This is a genomic window from Paenibacillus sp. cl130 (assembly GCF_900116035.1).
Lineage (GTDB): Bacteria > Bacillota > Bacilli > Paenibacillales > Paenibacillaceae > Paenibacillus > Paenibacillus polymyxa_B.
On sequence record NZ_FOYG01000002.1, the window covers coordinates 235984 to 252405 of the forward strand.

At 46.2% G+C, this 16422-nt stretch carries 18 protein-coding genes; 4 read left to right on the top strand and 14 right to left on the bottom strand.

The genetic code is table 11. From position 1 onward, the window contains the following. The 4 genes from BM358_RS07475 to BM358_RS07490 all read right to left on the bottom strand — a co-directional run bounded on the left by BM358_RS07475 (nucleotide 1) and on the right by BM358_RS07490 (nucleotide 3252). Nucleotides 1-498, bottom strand: a complete 498-nt coding sequence (locus BM358_RS07475; RefSeq protein WP_023989221.1) for a ferric iron uptake transcriptional regulator — start codon at nucleotides 496-498, stop codon at nucleotides 1-3. Nucleotides 499-597: 99 nt separating this feature from the next. Further along, a complete protein-coding gene (spoIIM, locus tag BM358_RS07480; protein ID WP_023989222.1) occupies nucleotides 598-1251 on the bottom strand; it encodes a stage II sporulation protein M in 654 nt (217 codons plus the stop codon). Nucleotides 1252-1439: 188 nt separating this feature from the next. Further along, entirely contained in the window at nucleotides 1440-2636 is a 1197-nt protein-coding gene (locus BM358_RS07485) for an endonuclease Q family protein (protein WP_028540611.1), read from the bottom strand. 4 nt (nucleotides 2637-2640) lie between these two features. Then, nucleotides 2641-3252 (bottom strand): NUDIX domain-containing protein, encoded by a 612-nt coding sequence (locus tag BM358_RS07490; RefSeq protein ID WP_028540610.1) that lies wholly within the window; start codon nucleotides 3250-3252, stop codon nucleotides 2641-2643. Between the two features lie 125 nt (nucleotides 3253-3377). Here BM358_RS07490 and mciZ point away from each other — a divergent pair, with 125 nt between their 5' ends. Further along, entirely contained in the window at nucleotides 3378-3521 is a 144-nt protein-coding gene (mciZ, locus tag BM358_RS07495) for a Z-ring formation inhibitor MciZ (RefSeq protein ID WP_076159536.1), read from the top strand. 71 nt (nucleotides 3522-3592) lie between these two features. On the opposite strand, the gene BM358_RS07500 is transcribed toward mciZ, so the two are convergent. Next, nucleotides 3593-4726, bottom strand: coding sequence for a tripeptidase T (locus BM358_RS07500; RefSeq protein WP_023989225.1), 1134 nt, complete (start codon nucleotides 4724-4726; stop codon nucleotides 3593-3595). Nucleotides 4727-4811: 85 nt separating this feature from the next. Here BM358_RS07500 and prli42 point away from each other — a divergent pair, with 85 nt between their 5' ends. Continuing rightward, nucleotides 4812-4916, top strand: coding sequence for a stressosome-associated protein Prli42 (gene prli42, locus BM358_RS07505; protein ID WP_023989226.1), 105 nt, complete (start codon nucleotides 4812-4814; stop codon nucleotides 4914-4916). A gap of 121 nt (nucleotides 4917-5037) precedes the next feature. Here the strand turns inward: prli42 and lipB are convergent, their stop codons facing one another. From lipB to BM358_RS07535, 6 genes are all read right to left on the bottom strand, one after another. Next, complete coding sequence (gene lipB, locus BM358_RS07510; RefSeq protein WP_028540609.1) at nucleotides 5038-5736, bottom strand: lipoyl(octanoyl) transferase LipB; 699 nt, start codon at nucleotides 5734-5736, stop codon at nucleotides 5038-5040. A gap of 45 nt (nucleotides 5737-5781) precedes the next feature. Further along, nucleotides 5782-7173 (bottom strand): dihydrolipoamide acetyltransferase family protein, encoded by a 1392-nt coding sequence (locus BM358_RS07515; RefSeq protein WP_028540608.1) that lies wholly within the window; start codon nucleotides 7171-7173, stop codon nucleotides 5782-5784. An 88-nt stretch (nucleotides 7174-7261) separates the two neighbouring features. Continuing rightward, complete coding sequence (locus tag BM358_RS07520; protein WP_028540607.1) at nucleotides 7262-8248, bottom strand: alpha-ketoacid dehydrogenase subunit beta; 987 nt, start codon at nucleotides 8246-8248, stop codon at nucleotides 7262-7264. Between the two features lie 2 nt (nucleotides 8249-8250). Then, entirely contained in the window at nucleotides 8251-9279 is a 1029-nt protein-coding gene (locus tag BM358_RS07525; RefSeq protein ID WP_028540606.1) for a thiamine pyrophosphate-dependent dehydrogenase E1 component subunit alpha, read from the bottom strand. Between the two features lie 140 nt (nucleotides 9280-9419). Then, a complete protein-coding gene (gene lpdA, locus BM358_RS07530; protein ID WP_028540605.1) occupies nucleotides 9420-10841 on the bottom strand; it encodes a dihydrolipoyl dehydrogenase in 1422 nt (473 codons plus the stop codon). 126 nt (nucleotides 10842-10967) lie between these two features. Then, nucleotides 10968-11201 (bottom strand): hypothetical protein, encoded by a 234-nt coding sequence (locus tag BM358_RS07535; RefSeq protein ID WP_013310799.1) that lies wholly within the window; start codon nucleotides 11199-11201, stop codon nucleotides 10968-10970. A 208-nt stretch (nucleotides 11202-11409) separates the two neighbouring features. Between BM358_RS07535 and BM358_RS07540 the strand changes: the two genes are divergently transcribed. Together BM358_RS07540 and BM358_RS07545 are read left to right on the top strand one after the other, a co-directional pair. After that, complete coding sequence (locus BM358_RS07540) at nucleotides 11410-12006, top strand: thymidine kinase (RefSeq protein ID WP_023989232.1); 597 nt, start codon at nucleotides 11410-11412, stop codon at nucleotides 12004-12006. Between the two features lie 171 nt (nucleotides 12007-12177). After that, nucleotides 12178-12954, top strand: coding sequence for a sporulation protein (locus tag BM358_RS07545; RefSeq protein WP_028540604.1), 777 nt, complete (start codon nucleotides 12178-12180; stop codon nucleotides 12952-12954). Nucleotides 12955-13062: 108 nt separating this feature from the next. Here the strand turns inward: BM358_RS07545 and BM358_RS07550 are convergent, their stop codons facing one another. From BM358_RS07550 to BM358_RS07560, 3 genes are all read right to left on the bottom strand, one after another. After that, nucleotides 13063-13467 (bottom strand): hypothetical protein, encoded by a 405-nt coding sequence (locus BM358_RS07550; protein ID WP_028540603.1) that lies wholly within the window; start codon nucleotides 13465-13467, stop codon nucleotides 13063-13065. 363 nt (nucleotides 13468-13830) lie between these two features. Further along, entirely contained in the window at nucleotides 13831-14385 is a 555-nt protein-coding gene (locus BM358_RS07555) for a hypothetical protein (protein ID WP_231517121.1), read from the bottom strand. 113 nt (nucleotides 14386-14498) lie between these two features. Continuing rightward, the gene (locus BM358_RS07560) at nucleotides 14499-16199 is read right to left on the bottom strand and encodes a methyl-accepting chemotaxis protein (RefSeq protein WP_028540601.1); all 1701 of its coding nucleotides are present in this window, start codon (nucleotides 16197-16199) and stop codon (nucleotides 14499-14501) included. Between the last annotated feature and the right edge of the window lie 223 nt (nucleotides 16200-16422).

Consider the following 16422-nt stretch of genomic DNA (forward strand, 5'->3'; position numbering starts at 1 on the left):
TTAGTCCTGAGATTTGTGTTTTCTGGATTTGCCCAAAGATTTCTGAGCCGTCGTATCGTTCTTCGCCTTACAACGATAACAGATACCGTGGAAGTCCAAACGATGATCCACTACGGTAAAATTATATTCCCGTTCCAGACGCTCCTCCAATGGTCCAAGCCAATCTTCCAGTATTTCATCTACACTGCCACACTGCACACATATCAAATGGTGATGGTGATGTTTGGTTGTATCGCCGCGCAAATCATAACGCGCAACGCCATCACCAAAATTAATTTTCTCCACGACATGCAGTTCACTTAGCAGTTCTAGGGTACGGTATACGGTTGCCAGACCGATTTCGGGAGCTTTCTCTTTGACGAGCATAAATACATCTTCCGCACTCAGATGATCATCTTCGTTCTCAAGTAAAACTCTGACGGTGGCTTCCCGCTGAGGCGTTAGTTTGTAGCCCTGGGATTGCAGCTGCTGCTTAATTTTTTCGATCCGTGCTTCCATGTGTCTCCCTCCCCCTGCAAAGCTACTGCCTACTGCACTTTTTTCACTCCTATTATTATAGGGGGTCTATACAAATAAAGTCAAACATTTTGAAACGGATCAAGATGATACGGAAGCTGTCAGCATAGGAGTGACCCATTGCATCATAACCGGGGTGATCCAAGTTTCAAAGGACGCGCTACCGATAAGAAGCACCATCATCACAGCAGTCAATCCTGCATAAGACAGCAACGGACGCAGCATCCCGTCTGACGGCCGGGTAGCGAGTATTTTGGTTTTGATCATATGGATGGAAAAAGTCATCGCAGCCACGCTGCAGACGAGCAGTACCGGAATGACGAGCAGGTTATGGGGAGCAACTGAAACCAAAGAAAATAGCAGTCCTTTCCACGAATATTGCCCCACCATATAACCTACTGAAAATCCGATTAGCACACCCTTGAGGAAATTCAATACAAGAATGCCCGGTAGACCAATAACCGAAAGGCCACACACCCAAATTAGGCCGACCCATTTCAGATGTAAAGATACGCTATCCCAAAAGGTCGAAGCCGCCTGCGAATCAGCGAAGCCCTGTTCGTTTTGATTGACTGTTACAAAAAAATCCTTCAGGTAACGGGACAAATCCTGTAACTGCTCCAGCGAGAGTGCGTTTACCATAAGTGCGCCAAAGACGACTCCCACCAGAAACAGCACAGCCAAGAAAACATAATACGGCGTCTGATCTTTTAACGTATGACGAAACCATTGCATCGGCGTCCTGCCCCTTTCATCTGCTTGTTTGTCCAAAAAACAACCGTAATCCGACGGCTGATGGCTAGAAATGGGGCAGCTTTCACTGCAGATCAAGCATCACGAATGATGTGCCAAGCCAGCGGCATAGATAATTTATGGTTATGAACAAGCAGACGCTGATATGCCTTTAGAGGGACAAGACTTTACTAGGACTTAGCTATTTTGCCGTATGTTCCACCACCACCGGATACAAGCGACAGTCTCCCCTCACGTGAAAGCACAATTTGCTCTGCCAGCACTTTTCCGACGACTGCTGCTAACTCCTCCTGTGTAACCTCATGTAAAATATTCATTTCTGTTCCAAATGCAGCCAATAGCTGGTTCAGCTTGGCTTTACCCAGACCTGGAATAAACTCCAGGGGAATCTGGTAAATGTACGGCGGACGATGGGAAGGAATCATGGGCTGTTCACGGTCAGCAATGCTCCATATTCGATCCAGCACACCTCTCACCAGCTTGGTATGACCACAGTCAGGACAACGTTCATCCGCCATCTGTTGCTCGTCAATAATCGTACCGCAGCTTTGACAGTAAGAACGATGGTATTTGCCCAGTTTCGGATTTAATCCGTAGTTGGCACGCACCCGTCGTCCTTCCCGCCGCTCCAAAGCCATTCTGAATTCATCAAAACACGGCTTTGCCAGTGATAATTTGTTGTATTCTCGTCCGATTTTCCCAAGTGAATGGGCATCTGAATTCGTGAGAAAGCTGAAGCGATCCAGTTCCGAAATCAAACCGGCCATAGATGAATCTGCGCTCAGCCCCAGCTCCACCCCGCTAACGAGCTCCATATCCAGCAGTTCCTCCATACGGGCCGCTGAGCTGCCGTATATGCCCTTATGAGGAGTAAACACGTGCGCAGGCACCATAATGCCTCCACGTCCGTAAATTTGCTGCTGCAACTCGCGTGGCGGCGCATAGATTCGTTGTGAGCTAAGATTAACATTTTTCATATGCCGGGCCAGCCATTGGGTAAAATCCTCCATCGCCGCCAGATCTGGAAAATAGGCCAGTACGTGCGCCTCAGGACGACCTTCAGCACGTATTTCCAGCTCCGTGCCAAGGAGAATAACCGTATCCCGGTATGCGATACCGCCGCCGCTGATTTCCTTCATTTCACCCGTATGTAAATAGGTACGAATATCCTCCTGTACATTAGGTGCATGGCAGTCAATGATACCGATCAGCCCAATTCCTTTACGACCGGAGGCTTCCTTAGCTATGTTGGCAAAGGTCAGATCGCGGCTGCCACTAATTTTGACCGGATTTCCCTTCTCTGTTCTGCCAATATGAATATGCAAGTCTGCAAAGTAGTCGTTAAGTTCTACTCTATTTTCATCCATCCGCTTAGAAGCTCCCTGTATGTTGGCGGAGTTGCCATGCATAGACGGCCAGAATCGTTTTAGCATCACTAATCCGTCCTTCACGAATGAGCGTCTGTGCTTCTTCCAGCGTCACCTCAAACAACTCCAGAAATTCATCCTCATCCGGTTCCATCTCACCTAACTCCAGTTCTTCGGCCACATACAGATGAATGATTTCATCCGCAAAGCCAGGAGAGGTATAAAAGGAGTGCAGCAGCTTCAACGACTTGGCAGTATAACCTGTCTCTTCTCTCAGCTCACGCCCCGCTGCTTCCATCGGATCTTCACCCCGCTCTAGCTTACCTGCAGGAATTTCTACCTCACAGCGCCCCATCGCCTGTCTGTACTGGTCCACGACCAGCATTTTCCCTTCATGTAGAGCCAAAACAGCCACCGCCCCTGGATGCTTTACGATCTCACGCTTTCCAGTGGAGCCGTCGGGAAGTTCTACCGTGTCTACCTGTAATGTAATGACCTTTCCCTCAAAGATAGGCTGTGTGGACACGGTCTTTTCCTCCAGCGCAGGATTGGAATAAGGCTTGCGATGTGCATCGTTTGTTGGATTGTTCAATTGTCCGTTCGTTTGCTCGTTCATCGGTAAGTTTCCTCCTTCATATCTATCTTTCTTTATTAATTATCACCAAAGTTAGTCTAACTTGTCCACTTTGTACATATGCTGGTGGTAGAATAACAAACTTCCTGTCATGAGGAGATGCAGAAATGAAAAGCTACCGTACTGAAAGCACCCTCCATATCGTTGGTAAAGCCTGGCAGATTCAAGCACTCTTGCGTCAGTGGCAAAAGGAACACGGACCTACCGCCACCATCGCTTCGCTAGCTGTTCCAAAAAAGGTTCAGGTCTAAAGACGAAGGAACGCTGTTCCTGTCTTTAACCTGAACCTTTTTTCAGTATGTTGCAAGTGTATGATACAAGTTTATTTTGTGGTTTCTTGAATCAGAGCTATGACAACTTCAGCAACCTTCACCAGGTCATCGGCCTTGATTTTTTCCTCTGTTGTATGGATGTTCTGGTAGCCCACAGCCAAATTCACCGTTGGAATTCCAAGCCCGTTGAATACATTAGCATCTGAGCCACCACCGGAATGGAAGGTCGGCGTTGCCAGTCCCAGTCCTTGAATTGCACGCTGTGCAACCTGTACAACTTCGTCATGCTCCGTAAAGCTGAATGCCGGATAGATGACTTCACTGCGGAACTCTCCCTGTGCACCAAATTCGCGTGTGGTGGTTTCCAGCGCTTCACGCATATGCTGGATTTGATGATTAACCTTTTCCTGCACAATACTACGTGCCTCTGCACGGATCAATACAAAATCGCATACCACATTCGTCGCGCCGCCGCCCTCGAAACTGCCGATGTTAGCGGTCGTTTCCTTATCAATCCGTCCTAGTTTCATTTTAGAAATGGCTTTAGAAGCGACCTGAATGGCACTAATGCCATCTTCTGGATTTACCCCCGCATGAGCGGACTTCCCAGTTATCTTCATTTCAATACGTGCCTGCGTTGGGGCAGCTATACAAATAGAGCCAACTTCACCATTCGAATCCAAAGCATATCCGAAATCAGAATCTAGCACTTCTGGCTTCATCGCCCGTGCACCCATCAAACCAGATTCCTCGCCAGCCGTAATCACGAACTGGATTTGACCATGGGGAATATTCTGCTCGCGCACGACACGAATCGCCTCGAACAAAGCAGCAATTCCCGCCTTGTCGTCAGAACCCAGAATCGTTGAACCGTCACTACGAATCCAGCCATCCTCACCCAACTGTGGCTTAATGCCTTTACCCGGAGTAACGGTATCCATATGGCAGGTAAAAAATAATTTGGGTGCTTGCTCCACACCTTCCGCTTTCCAGGTGACGATCAGATTGCCTGAACCATGTCCAGTTCTTTCACGAGAATCGTCTTCCATTACTTCCAGCCCGAGTGCATTAAACTTTTCTTTTAGAACACGTGATATTTCCTGCTCATTTTTCGTTTCACTATCCACCTGTACGAGTTCCATAAATTCCTGTACAATTCGGTCTTTTACTACTTTTACTGTCATTAAACTTTCCTCTCTTTCCCGATTACGCTACAATACGGATAGATGTTCTTATCTATGACTTAAACCTATCCTAAAGGAGTTACACATGTCGAACAAAAAATGGGTTCGTTTTTTCGTCTACATTATGCTCGCAGCTATGATTGGTTCTACGCTGTTCATGGTAATTGAGCCGTTTATTATGCCACTATAATAACTATACCGCTCAAGGTATCCGGCTGCTCTAAGGCACTATTGAAGCCTTGAGTGGACGAGCTGTTACGTAAAGCAAACAGGCGGGCTTTCGTGTACATACACAATAGCCCGCCTTACCTTTATTGGAAAGAATGCGTTTGCCATTGCGCAGCAAATGAAAATTGCTGTTCAAAGAACGGTACAATTTCCTTCGCAATCTGCTCCACCGACATAGGCTTCTGTATGCAGTCCTCCAATGATGTCACACCGTATTCCTGAATTCCGCACGGGACAATGCCCTCAAAGCCCTCATGCTGTATCCCTGATTTGATGTTAAAGGCAAAGCCATGGCTGGTTACGAAGCCCCGACGGTGCTTACACTTGTTGAATTTGACGCCAATGGCCGCAATTTTTAGATTCCCGATCCATACCCCCGTATATTCAGGCTTACGGCTTCCCTCAACCCCATAAGATGCCAACAACTGGATGATCACTTCTTCCAGACTTCGAAGGTATCCGTGCAGATTCAGCGCCTCCCGGTTGCCGAGCATAAGTAGAGGATATCCGACAAGCTGCCCCGGCCCATGATATGTAATGTCTCCCCCACGGTCAATCTGAAAGACGCTGATTCCCTGCTCCTTCAGTTGCTCTGGTGTGAGGAGCAAATGTTCAGGATGCCGCTGAGATCCAATCGTATAGGTCGGCGGATGCTGGAGAAGCATAAGCGTTTCTCTTGCCTCTCCCTCATCCAGCTTTCCCACAATCTCCTTCTGGACATCCCATGCATGGGCATATTCCATCCTATTCGTATAGGTTACATCAAGCGGTCGTCTGTTCACGGCCTGTCACTTCCTCTCCGTACATTTCCCCCACTGTTCGGATGATTAGTACAGCTTCGTATCCAAAGTGTAGCCTTCTAGATTTTCTTTAACCCGTTGCAGGAATCGTCCGCAAATCACTCCGTCCAAAATGCGATGATCCAGCGACAAGCACAGATTAGCCATCGAGCGAACCGCAATCATATCATCAATAACCACTGGTCTTTTGACAATGGATTCAAAGGTAAGAATTGCAGCCTGCGGATAGTTAATCACCGGATAAGATAAAATCGAACCAAAGGAGCCTGTGTTGTTTACAGTGAACGTTCCGCCTTGCATGTCGTCCAGTTTGAGCGTGCCTTCCCGGGTTTTACGTGCCAAATCGTCAATTTCACGAGCTAATCCAGCAATATTTTTCTGGTCCGCTTTTTTAATAACAGGAGTAAGAACGGAGTCCTCTGTACCCACGGCTAGCGAAATATTGATATCTCTTTTGACGATAATTTTGTCCACAGCCCACACCGAATTCATGATCGGATATTCCTTGATTGCATTCACGACTGCTTTCATGAGGAAAGCCAGATACGTAATATTGATGCCTTCTTTTTGCTTGAACTCGTTTTTGATCTTGTTGCGGAGCATTACCAGGTTGGTCACATCCACCTCAATCGTCGTCCATGCATGTGGAATTTCGGAAACGCTTTGTCGCATATTGCGAGCAATTGCACTGCGAATGGGTGTAACATCAATAAAATACTCGGATCTGTTATTGTTGCCACCCTCAACTTCGATCACAGGAGCCTTTGGAGCCTCCGTCAAATGAATCCCACTGTTACGAACCGGAATAGCAGGGTCCATATTTTGAATCGGTGTGCTGTGCTGAGTGGCAGACTGCTGTCTTCCTGCAAAAGGAGAGCCTTGTCCTGATGTTGTCGCAGTCGGCTGTCCAGATACTCCAGTGTGAGCAGAGCCGCCCTGCTGCACATAATTCAGCACGTCTTTGCGGGTAATTCTTCCCCCCATGCCCGTGCCTGGTACTTGGCTTAAGTCGACATTATGCTCAGCAGCCAGGGTTTGCACCGCTGGGGAAAAACGTCCTCTCATGGACTGGTCCGATCCAGCACTCTGCTGAGATTGTGTTTGTACGGTACTTTGAGATGCTGGTGCAACAGGTGTCGCTCCTGATGCCGCCGCAGGTGCAGCCGACTTCGTCTGGATACGGCAAATTAACTCGCCTACCGCTACTGTCTGACCTTCCTCTGCCAACAGATCACCCATAATGCCGTCCAATGTGGATGGGATTTCTGCATTCACTTTATCTGTAATAACCTCGCAAATCGGCTCGAATTGCTCTACCGTTTCACCAGGTTGTTTGAGCCATTTGGCAATTGTCGCCGATACGAGCGATTCTGCCAATTGTGGCATGGTCACGTCGTTCCATTGTGTTTGGTCTGACATTTTTTCAACTCCTTAACATCATAGGAGGGCGCGTTTTACCGCTGCCCCCGCTATACTTTTGGAATGCTTTCGTCCAATCTGCCTTTTATTAATACATTGCAAGACGGCGCATGGCTTCCTTAACTTTATCCTTGTTTAACATATAAAACTTCTCCATCGGTGGACTGATCGGCATGGCTGGTACATCAGGAGCACATAGACGCTCAATCGGCGCATCCAGCTCAAACAGACACTCCTCATTAATAATTGCCGATACCTCGGCACCGATGCCGCCCGTTTTGTTGTCCTCATGCACGATTAATACCTTACCTGTATTTCGTGCAGCCTCAATAATGGCTTCGCGGTCCAGCGGTTGGAGTGTGCGCAAATCCACAACATGTGCGGTAATGCCCTCTTCCTTCTCCAATTCCTCAGCAGCCTGCATGACAAAATGCAAAGGCTGGCTATATCCGATGACTGTAATATCGTCACCCTCACGTAATAGATTAGCCTTGCCAATCGGAACGATATAATCATCCTCAGGCACTTCACCCTTGATCAGCTTGTAGGATTTTTTATTTTCAAAAAACAGCACTGGATCAGGGTCACGAATGGCTGCTTTCAGCAATCCTTTTGCGTCATAAGGTGTAAATGGAGCAACAATTTTCAAACCCGGCGTACCAAAAAAGATAGATTCTGGACACTGAGAGTGATACAAACCACCAAAGATACCACCACCGATTGGCGCGCGGATTACCACAGGACAGTTCCAATCGTTGTTAGAGCGGTAACGGATTTTAGCTGCTTCACTAATAATCTGATTTGTCGCCGGAAGCATGAAGTCCGAATATTGCATTTCGGCAATCGGCTTCATTCCGTACATGGCTGCACCAATCGCAACCCCCGCAATAGCCGACTCAGCCAATGGCGTATCCATGACACGTTGCTCACCGAATTGGTCCATAAGCCCCTTTGTCGTTGTAAAGACGCCGCCCTTCACCCCGACATCCTCACCTAATACAAAAACCGTTTCATCCTGCTCCATCTCTTCTTTCATGGCAAGACGAATCGCATCAATATATTCCATAATCGCCATTGTTACCAGCCCTCCCCATCGCTATCTGCATACACATGCAGCAGCGTATCTTCGGGCTTTGGAAAAGGCGCTTTATCTGCATATTCAATCGCTTCCTTGACTTCGAGCAGCAGCTCAGCCGACAGATCCGCATCCTTGGCCTCATCCCAAATGCCGCATTCAATCAAGTAGTTTTTCATACGGGCTACGCCATCCTTGGCCCAGTTCTCATCCACTTCCTCCTTGGTCCGGTAAGCCAGATCATTATCCGAGGTGGAGTGAGGAGACAGACGGTACATCATGGCTTCGATCAGCGTAGGACCTTCACCGCGGACAGCACGTTCCCGTGCTTCCTTCACCGCCGCATATACCGCCAACGCATCATTACCATCGACTCGAATCCCTGGAAAACCATATCCCAAAGCACGGTCGCTTACCTTGCCTGCCAACTGTTTATGAATCGGAACCGATATCGCATATTGATTGTTCTCGCACATAATGATGACTGGCAGCTTCTGTACACCAGCAAAGTTACAGCCTTCGTGAAAATCTCCCTGATTGCTGGAGCCTTCCCCAAACGTAACAAACGAAACAAAATCCTTTTTCTGCATTTTGGCAGCCAAAGCTACACCTACTGCATGCGGAACCTGTGTCGTTACTGGGCTGGAGCCAGTCACAATACGCAGCCGTTTACTACCAAAATGTCCTGGCATCTGACGACCACCGCTATTGGGATCATCTGCCTTGGCAAATGCCGACAGCATTAGTTCGCGCGGCGTCATTCCTACCGCAAGCACGAATCCATAATCCCGATAATAGGGAAGAAAATAGTCCTTTTCCCGGTCAAGGCCGAAAGCTGCACCTACTTGTGCCGCCTCCTGTCCAATGCCAGAAACGTGGAAATTAATTTTCCCTGCCCGTTGCAGGAGCATGTTGCGCTCGTCAAATCTTCTTGCGAGCAACATATATCTGTACATATCAATAACTTGTCCGTGAGTAAGTCCCAGCTGTTCATGTCTGAAGCCAGCGTCTACAGCGCCTTTAGAACTCATTGAGGCACCTCCTTAAGTGTCAAACATCCTACTTCCAGTACCTAGTACCATCTTGTCTTAAAACCTGGTACTAAACTCTGGCTAACCCCATTATAATCCTTTTCTCCCCAAAAAGAAAAGCACCGATTTATTTGAAACGTTTATATGCCAATCGCCTGTCCATCAACGGCCAACATCGCTTCTCCCAAAATCTCCGACAACGTCGGATGCGGATGAATAAGTTGTCCGACTTCCCATGGCGTAGCATCCAGCAGTTGCGCAAGAGCGGCCTCGCTGATCAGATCCGTCACATGCGTACCGATCATATGTACACCGAGAATATCATTGGTCTTCTCGTCGGCCACTACTTTGACGAAGCCGTCCCGACTGCCGTATACTAGCGATTTTCCGATAGCTTGAAAAGGGAACTTCCCTGTCTTCACCTGATGTCCACGCTCACGGGCTTCTTGCTCCGTTAAGCCGACGCTCGCGGCTTCAGGACGTGTATAAATACACCGCGGAATCAGATGGTTAGGTACACTGTGAAACTCTTCGCCCGCCATATGATGAACCGCCTGCAAACCTTCATGGCTCGCCGCATGCGCCAGTTGTAAGCCGCCGATGCAATCTCCAATGGCGTAAATATGTGGTTCATTCGTCTGCAAATGCTCATTAACCGAGATAAAGCCACGCTCTACGCGGATATCCGTATTTTCCAGCCCGATATTTTCCACATTTGCCTGACGCCCTACAGAAATGAGCAATTTGGAAGCGCTGAGGGTTTCGGTTTCTTCCCCTTTTTGCACCTCAATCTGTACGCCTTCCTCATCTTTGCCGTATGTTTTAGCCAGCACTTGTGAACCCGTCAGCACCTTGACACCACGCTTGGTTAACAAGCGCTGCATTTCACGCGAAACGTCTTCGTCTTCCGTGGGAATAAGTCGATTCGCGGCTTCAACCACCGTAACCTCCACGCCAAAATCATTTAGCATGGAAGCCCACTCTACGCCAATAACACCACCGCCCACGATAATCAGGGATGCTGGTAGCTCCTCCATAGTTAACGCTTCGTCACTGCTCAGGATAAATTCGCCATCTGGCTCCAGTCCGGACAGCACACGCGGGCGTGATCCCGTTGCGATAATGAGATGTGTAGGAACAATCGTTTCCATCTCACCATCTTCTAGTTCCACAGCAACTGCCCCGCTTTTTGGAGAAAATATAGACGGCCCAATCACGCGTCCCTTACCGCTCAGCACCGTAATTTTATTTTTACGCATCAAAAATTGAACGCCTTGATGCAGTTGCTCCACAACGGCTTCCTTACGCTCCTGAACCTTAGGAAATACAAGCTGTGCTCCCGATGTCTCAATACCGTATTGTGCACTTTCCTTAATCGTCGCATATACTTCCGCACTGCGCAGCAAGGCTTTACTCGGAATGCAACCACGGTGCAGACAGGTTCCGCCAAGCTTGTCCTTTTCGATGATAACCACTTCCTTGCCTAGCTGGGCGGCACGAATGGCTGCTACATACCCCCCGGTTCCTCCACCCAAAATAGCGACATCACAATGTATAGTCATGTTTCTCCTCCATTAACAATTGATTATATATAGCTTATTGTACTCTCTTTATTTCACTGTACAAAATATAGCATTTAGGCATAGGCTACAAAAAAGATAACCCTTTAATCCAGATATCTTTCCATATCATTCATACAGCGCATCTCGTAATTTAGTAGACATCCTTGGACTTTGTGCTGATTTGGCTCGCAGCGCCTTGCGAAATGATTCATTTTGCTTGCGCAGAAAGTTCAGCTCTGTCTCCAGCTCAGTGATGAGTTCTAGAGCTTGCGGGCTGATCAGCCCTTGCTCCAGTAATGCTCCTTTTTTGGCACTATAATCCGTATTTTTTTCGTCCATGCCTTTCACTCTTCCCTTCATTCCACTACGCTTCACCATATCATGCCAGAGGCGGCAGAGCAATGACGACCACATTTACGTTTTAGGAATAGACATACAAAAACATGTCGAAAAACAATATATTTTCTCTAGTCTGTATGCGGCTGGTTATGGTAATCTATAATGGCGTTTTCTTTCGGAGAAGAAGTTTTACAGTGTTATGTACATGTTACAGAGAGGGGAATTCGCTTTGCCTACAGGACGAATTACGATTATTACAGGCCCCATGTTCAGTGAAAAATCCGGCGAATTGATTCGCCGCTGTCAAAAACTAATCCAATACGGGCATCGTAAAGTGGTCGCTTACAAACCCGCTGAAGATAACCGCTATGCCGAGGACGAAATAGTAAGCCGGATCGGATATCGGCTGCCCGCTATCTCTATCCCCAGAAAACTCACAGATGAGCTCGTTCAGCGTATTTTGCAAGAAACAAAAGATGCCGACGTGGTTGCCTTTGACGAAGTCCAGTTTTTCAGTCGTCATATTATGTCGCTTGTACAAGAGCTAGCTTATTGCGGCAAGCATGTAATTGCCGATGGGCTGAATCTGGATTATCGAGGCAAGGAGTTCGGCTATGTCGGTGGTCTACTCGCCATGGCGGATGATATCGAGAAGCTGACTTCCTTTTGCGCTGTATGCGGTAGCTCGGAAGCAGTATTTACGCAACGTATGGTAAATGGTAAACCTTCCACTGTAGGACCTATTGTGATGATCGGTGACTCTGAGGCTTATGAGCCTCGCTGTCGAAATTGCTTTATACCTCCTCATAAAGTGAACTGCGATTAGTAGACAGATAGATCGACAAGCTGCAATATGCCTACGTGAGTACCAGTTACTTTTTTCTTGCATTTTTTTGGAACGATTCGAACCATTGCCCCGTATATCCGGTTAAGCTGTACAAGTTTTTAGTTTTCGTTTGTATATCATGACCATGAGGTTATCTGGGGGGACGGAATAATGAGTTTTTTCAACAAAATCTTAGCAAGCGCAGGAATCGGTTCAGCTAAAGTCGATACACTGGTAGATCAAGCCGTATATGTGCCTGGGGAAGAACTTAGTGGTATCATGCGCATCAAAGGCGGCAAGATTGATCAGGAAATCGGCAAAATTGACATTGAGCTCAAGACTGAATATATCGTAGAGCACGATGATAAAAAAACTACCACCACCTGCTGCATTGCACGGATCAAGGTATCTGATGGCTTTCATCTACAGCAAGGACAGGAGCTTGAAATTCCTTTTTCCTTCAGATTGCCGTTGGAAACTCCTGTTACTCACGTCAAACAGCCCGTCTGGCTGGAAACAGCATTAGATATTGGCATGGCTTTGGACCCGACCGATCGTGATTCACTAAAAATCGAGCCACATCCCTATATGAATACAGTGTTTGAGGCGGTTCACCTGTTGGGCTTCCGATTCCGTTCCTCCACCTGCGAACGTCACCCTAAGCTGGGACGCGGTGTTCCGTACGTACAGGAATTTGAATTTACGCCCGGATCAGAGTATGCACGTGATATCGAGGAGCTGGAGCTGATTATGCAGTTGGAACCCGAGGGTGTGCATGTGCTTGTAGAAGTAGACCGCAGGGGCAGAGGGTTATCTGGTTGGCTGGAGACTGCCTTTGATATGGATGAGCGTCATGCCTGGTTGAGCTTAAGCCGGGAAGAGCTATCCTATGGACCAGATCACATAGCAGATGCGCTTGAGGAATTGATTGACAGGCAAATTAGATAACAATGTAAAGCACAAACAAAAAAACTCCTAACCAATTTACTGCATCGGTTGGGAGTTTTTATTAATTATAAGAATTTTTTAATGATGGTCCTCAATCGTCTGTATAGACTAAAGTGGCAACATATCCTGTCTTTCCGCCTTATGCTTACACTCTTTGCATACCCCATACAGCGATCCATTGTCATCCGCATAGAAGGTTAATTTGTCTTCTTTTTTACAAAAGGAGCATTTTTGCTTGCCTGTGCCCTGGATAGAGTCAGACAGTCCAAATCCAGTTTGGGCCTGAATACCTGCTGCTTTTTCATTCGGGCGTGAACCGGAAGACACTTTAGACTTAGATTCATTTCCGGTGCGGGATTGTCGAGCGGACTTACGAGGACGAAATTCAACGACATTACTGCCCCGCTGTTCATGCACTTGTTTGTTGCTGCTGCGACTACGCCTTGCTTTAACAATCCAACCCAACGCCACCAACAACACGCCGAAGAACACCCAAGTCAGACTATTCCACATGCTCTCATCCCCGCCTTTGCTTTAGAATCAATTGGGTTAATACCACTAGCCCGTTCAATGCGATGACTTAGCCTATAGCTTTATTCATTGAAATTATACCCGCTATACAGCCTCTGTGCTGTTCATCCGATTGTCTACCCATATAAAAAACGTACCCTCCAGTGCAATATCCAACTCGCCTCTAAGCAAGAAATTGAGCATATTAGGTAAATCATCTTTTCCTAAGGAGTACATTGCCCCGTTTTACAAATTGTACATCATCCTATTGAAAAACGATAATATCCCCCCATGGAATTCGTTCTCCTTATCAAAATGCTTACCTACTGCCCAATGGTGAGAACAAAAATGTCCCAGATGGCTACATTACTCCCCTTGATAATAAAAATCAATGAATCTTTTCGTTAAAGGATTAAACTTATCAAAGCGTTTGCGATGCGGTAAAAAGCCTGACTTATGTACTTGTTCTGCTAGTGTTTCTACATGTTCAAATCGCTTGAAAAAGGGCAACGCGAAAGTGTAGATATCTTCAATAATCTCTTGGATCACCCGTTCTCTTTCTGCTTCTGTGGACACAAGGTAATCCCTGTTTCCCGTATATTTCTTGGTGAGAGCAATCAGCTCACTGTGAAAACAAGCCACAGTACTATACTTCTTTTTTATTCTTTTGGATTCCACGATAATATAAACTTTTAATGCACCATATTTCGTCGCACCAAAACAAATTCCAAATATAAATTCCTTGGTTTCTTTTTTCAAAACTTTTCTGCTTTTCAGATATTTAAAATCATTCAAAAACGGTGTAGCTATGATTTTTTCTATCGCTAACTGACGTAGGTCACTTGCTTTAAGTTCAGTCTTATTGTCCATGATGTCACTCCAACCCAAAGAAGTTCCCACCATTATATCATATCTTTCCAATTACAGATTCCTCATATCTCCACCCTTTAATCACAATATATTAATAAAAAAAGAAAAAAGCCGCTCACAATAGAGCAGCTAGTTCCTCTGAAACATAAAAAGCAGTATACGAATTATACTTTGAATTTACCAATTTGCCCTTGCAGATCCTCTGCCATCGTAGACAGGTTTCTTGCAGATGAAGCAATTTCCTCCATGGACGCCAGCTGTTCCTGAGTTGCGGCAGATACGTGTTGTGTCCCTGCTGCGGCTTCCTCAGCAATCGCTGAAATTTGTCTGACAAAACCAACAATCTCATCTGTACTTGCAGACATTTGTTCTGATCCGGCAGAAACCTCTTCAATTTCACTGGCCACTTTATTTACGGTTTCCTGAATGAGTTCAAAGGATGCGCCTGCATTTTGTACAACTTCACGACCTGTCATGACATCCTTCCCGTTAGACGCTACCGCCTCAATAGCATGGGTAGTATCCTTTTGAATCAATCCCACTAGCTCCGTAATTTGTTGAGCTGAATGAGCCGATTGTTCAGCCAACTTGCGAACTTCGCCTGCAACTACAGCAAATCCGCGACCATGTTCTCCTGCACGGGCCGCTTCAATCGCAGCGTTCAAGGCAAGAAGGTTGGTCTGACTAGAAATATTGGTGATAACATCAATGATCTTGCCAATTTCGTCTGAGCGCTCTCCCAATCCAGCCATGAGATCTGCCAATCCATTCATCGAATCATTCACGGCATTCATCTGCGTAACTGCCTGTTGAATCATCTGGTTACCTTCAGCCGATTTATGGGCCGCATCTTGCGCAGATGCGAATACATTTTGCGCGCGGATGGCGATTTGCTCAACACCGATAGACATTTCCTCAATAGCTTGGGACGATTTCGTCACCATATCTACCTGGTCTCCTGTTCCAGTAGCTACTTCTTGCACCGTTTCGGTTATTTGTGCAGAAGCTTGGCTATTTTGCTCTGCGCTGGCCGTCAATTCTTCTGAGGAAGTGGTTACCAACTCAGTCGTCTTACTCACAGATTGAATCAGTTGACGAAGGTTCTCAACCATGACATTGAAGGAATGTGCCAACGTACTGATCTCGTCCTTGCCCTTCACAATGATAGCTTCACTTGTAAGATCACCCGATGCAATACTTTCAGCAGCACGACTGATCCGCAAGATAGGTTTAGAAATAATTTGGGCTATGATGATTGCCATGATCAATGCTAATATAACGGCTGCTATACTCAAAACGATGATCAATTGTCTCCCTGAAATAAAGTTGTCAACAGCTTCTTTCGTAGTCTGTTTAGATCCATCTGCATTCAATTTAATGAGCTGACTGATCATATCGTTTGAACTATACCATAACTTATAGGACTCTTGATGAAGGATGCTTGATTGAGCATAATCATTAGCTTTACCTGCTTCGATCACTTCAGGCAACTTAGCCAAATACTCCGTATAATTTTTGGAGAATTCTTCGTACATTTCGCGTTCTTTAGGGGTAGCAATTAATTTTTCGTATGTTTTGCGGCCGTCCTCGACCTTTTTTAAAACCTTATCATATTCGGCCTGAACCTTCTCCATTTCCTCTGGGTCACGTTCTACAATAATGTTTAATGAAATCCGCTCTACATCAGATACATCACCATTTAGTGTTCCCAGTATGGTCACACTTGGCATCCAATGGCTATCAATTGCCATCGAAGTGTCACCTAGGTTTTTCATTTTTGAGATAGATACTGTACTAATCACGATCAAAAGGATTATTACCGCTAAAAAACCCAATATCAATTTTGTTCGAATGTTAAATTTCATATATTCGCTCCTCAGTTCTCTTTATATTAGATACTATATCGACAAGAAACGACACTTTGTTTATATCAAAATTAAAGAGAATTTCAGAACTGTTTACAAAAGGAAAATTTCCCTTCGTGATGGTTGGTGCAACTGATTCAGGTTTATTTTATAACCTCGTGGAGAGCATTATGTTTTATAATCCCCAACAATTGTACCGCCATATAGGGAGGGAGATGCTGAA

Bases quoted from the DNA above. Each gene is read 5' to 3' on its own strand.
- BM358_RS07475 (WP_023989221.1), bottom strand. From the start codon at position 498: ATGGAAGCACGGATCGAAAAAATTAAGCAGCAGCTGCAATCCCAGGGC.
- spoIIM (WP_023989222.1), bottom strand. From the start codon at position 1,251: ATGCAATGGTTTCGTCATACGTTAAAAGATCAGACGCCGTATTATGTT.
- BM358_RS07485 (WP_028540611.1), bottom strand. From the start codon at position 2,636: ATGGATGAAAATAGAGTAGAACTTAACGACTACTTTGCAGACTTGCAT.
- BM358_RS07490 (WP_028540610.1), bottom strand. From the start codon at position 3,252: ATGAACGAGCAAACGAACGGACAATTGAACAATCCAACAAACGATGCA.
- mciZ (WP_076159536.1), top strand. From the start codon at position 3,378: ATGAAAAGCTACCGTACTGAAAGCACCCTCCATATCGTTGGTAAAGCC.
- BM358_RS07500 (WP_023989225.1), bottom strand. From the start codon at position 4,726: ATGACAGTAAAAGTAGTAAAAGACCGAATTGTACAGGAATTTATGGAA.
- prli42 (WP_023989226.1), top strand. From the start codon at position 4,812: ATGTCGAACAAAAAATGGGTTCGTTTTTTCGTCTACATTATGCTCGCA.
- BM358_RS07515 (WP_028540608.1), bottom strand. From the start codon at position 7,173: ATGTCAGACCAAACACAATGGAACGACGTGACCATGCCACAATTGGCA.
- BM358_RS07520 (WP_028540607.1), bottom strand. From the start codon at position 8,248: ATGGCGATTATGGAATATATTGATGCGATTCGTCTTGCCATGAAAGAA.
- BM358_RS07525 (WP_028540606.1), bottom strand. From the start codon at position 9,279: ATGAGTTCTAAAGGCGCTGTAGACGCTGGCTTCAGACATGAACAGCTG.
- lpdA (WP_028540605.1), bottom strand. From the start codon at position 10,841: ATGACTATACATTGTGATGTCGCTATTTTGGGTGGAGGAACCGGGGGG.
- BM358_RS07535 (WP_013310799.1), bottom strand. From the start codon at position 11,201: ATGAAGGGAAGAGTGAAAGGCATGGACGAAAAAAATACGGATTATAGT.
- BM358_RS07545 (WP_028540604.1), top strand. From the start codon at position 12,178: ATGAGTTTTTTCAACAAAATCTTAGCAAGCGCAGGAATCGGTTCAGCT.
- BM358_RS07550 (WP_028540603.1), bottom strand. From the start codon at position 13,467: ATGTGGAATAGTCTGACTTGGGTGTTCTTCGGCGTGTTGTTGGTGGCG.
- BM358_RS07560 (WP_028540601.1), bottom strand. From the start codon at position 16,199: ATGAAATTTAACATTCGAACAAAATTGATATTGGGTTTTTTAGCGGTA.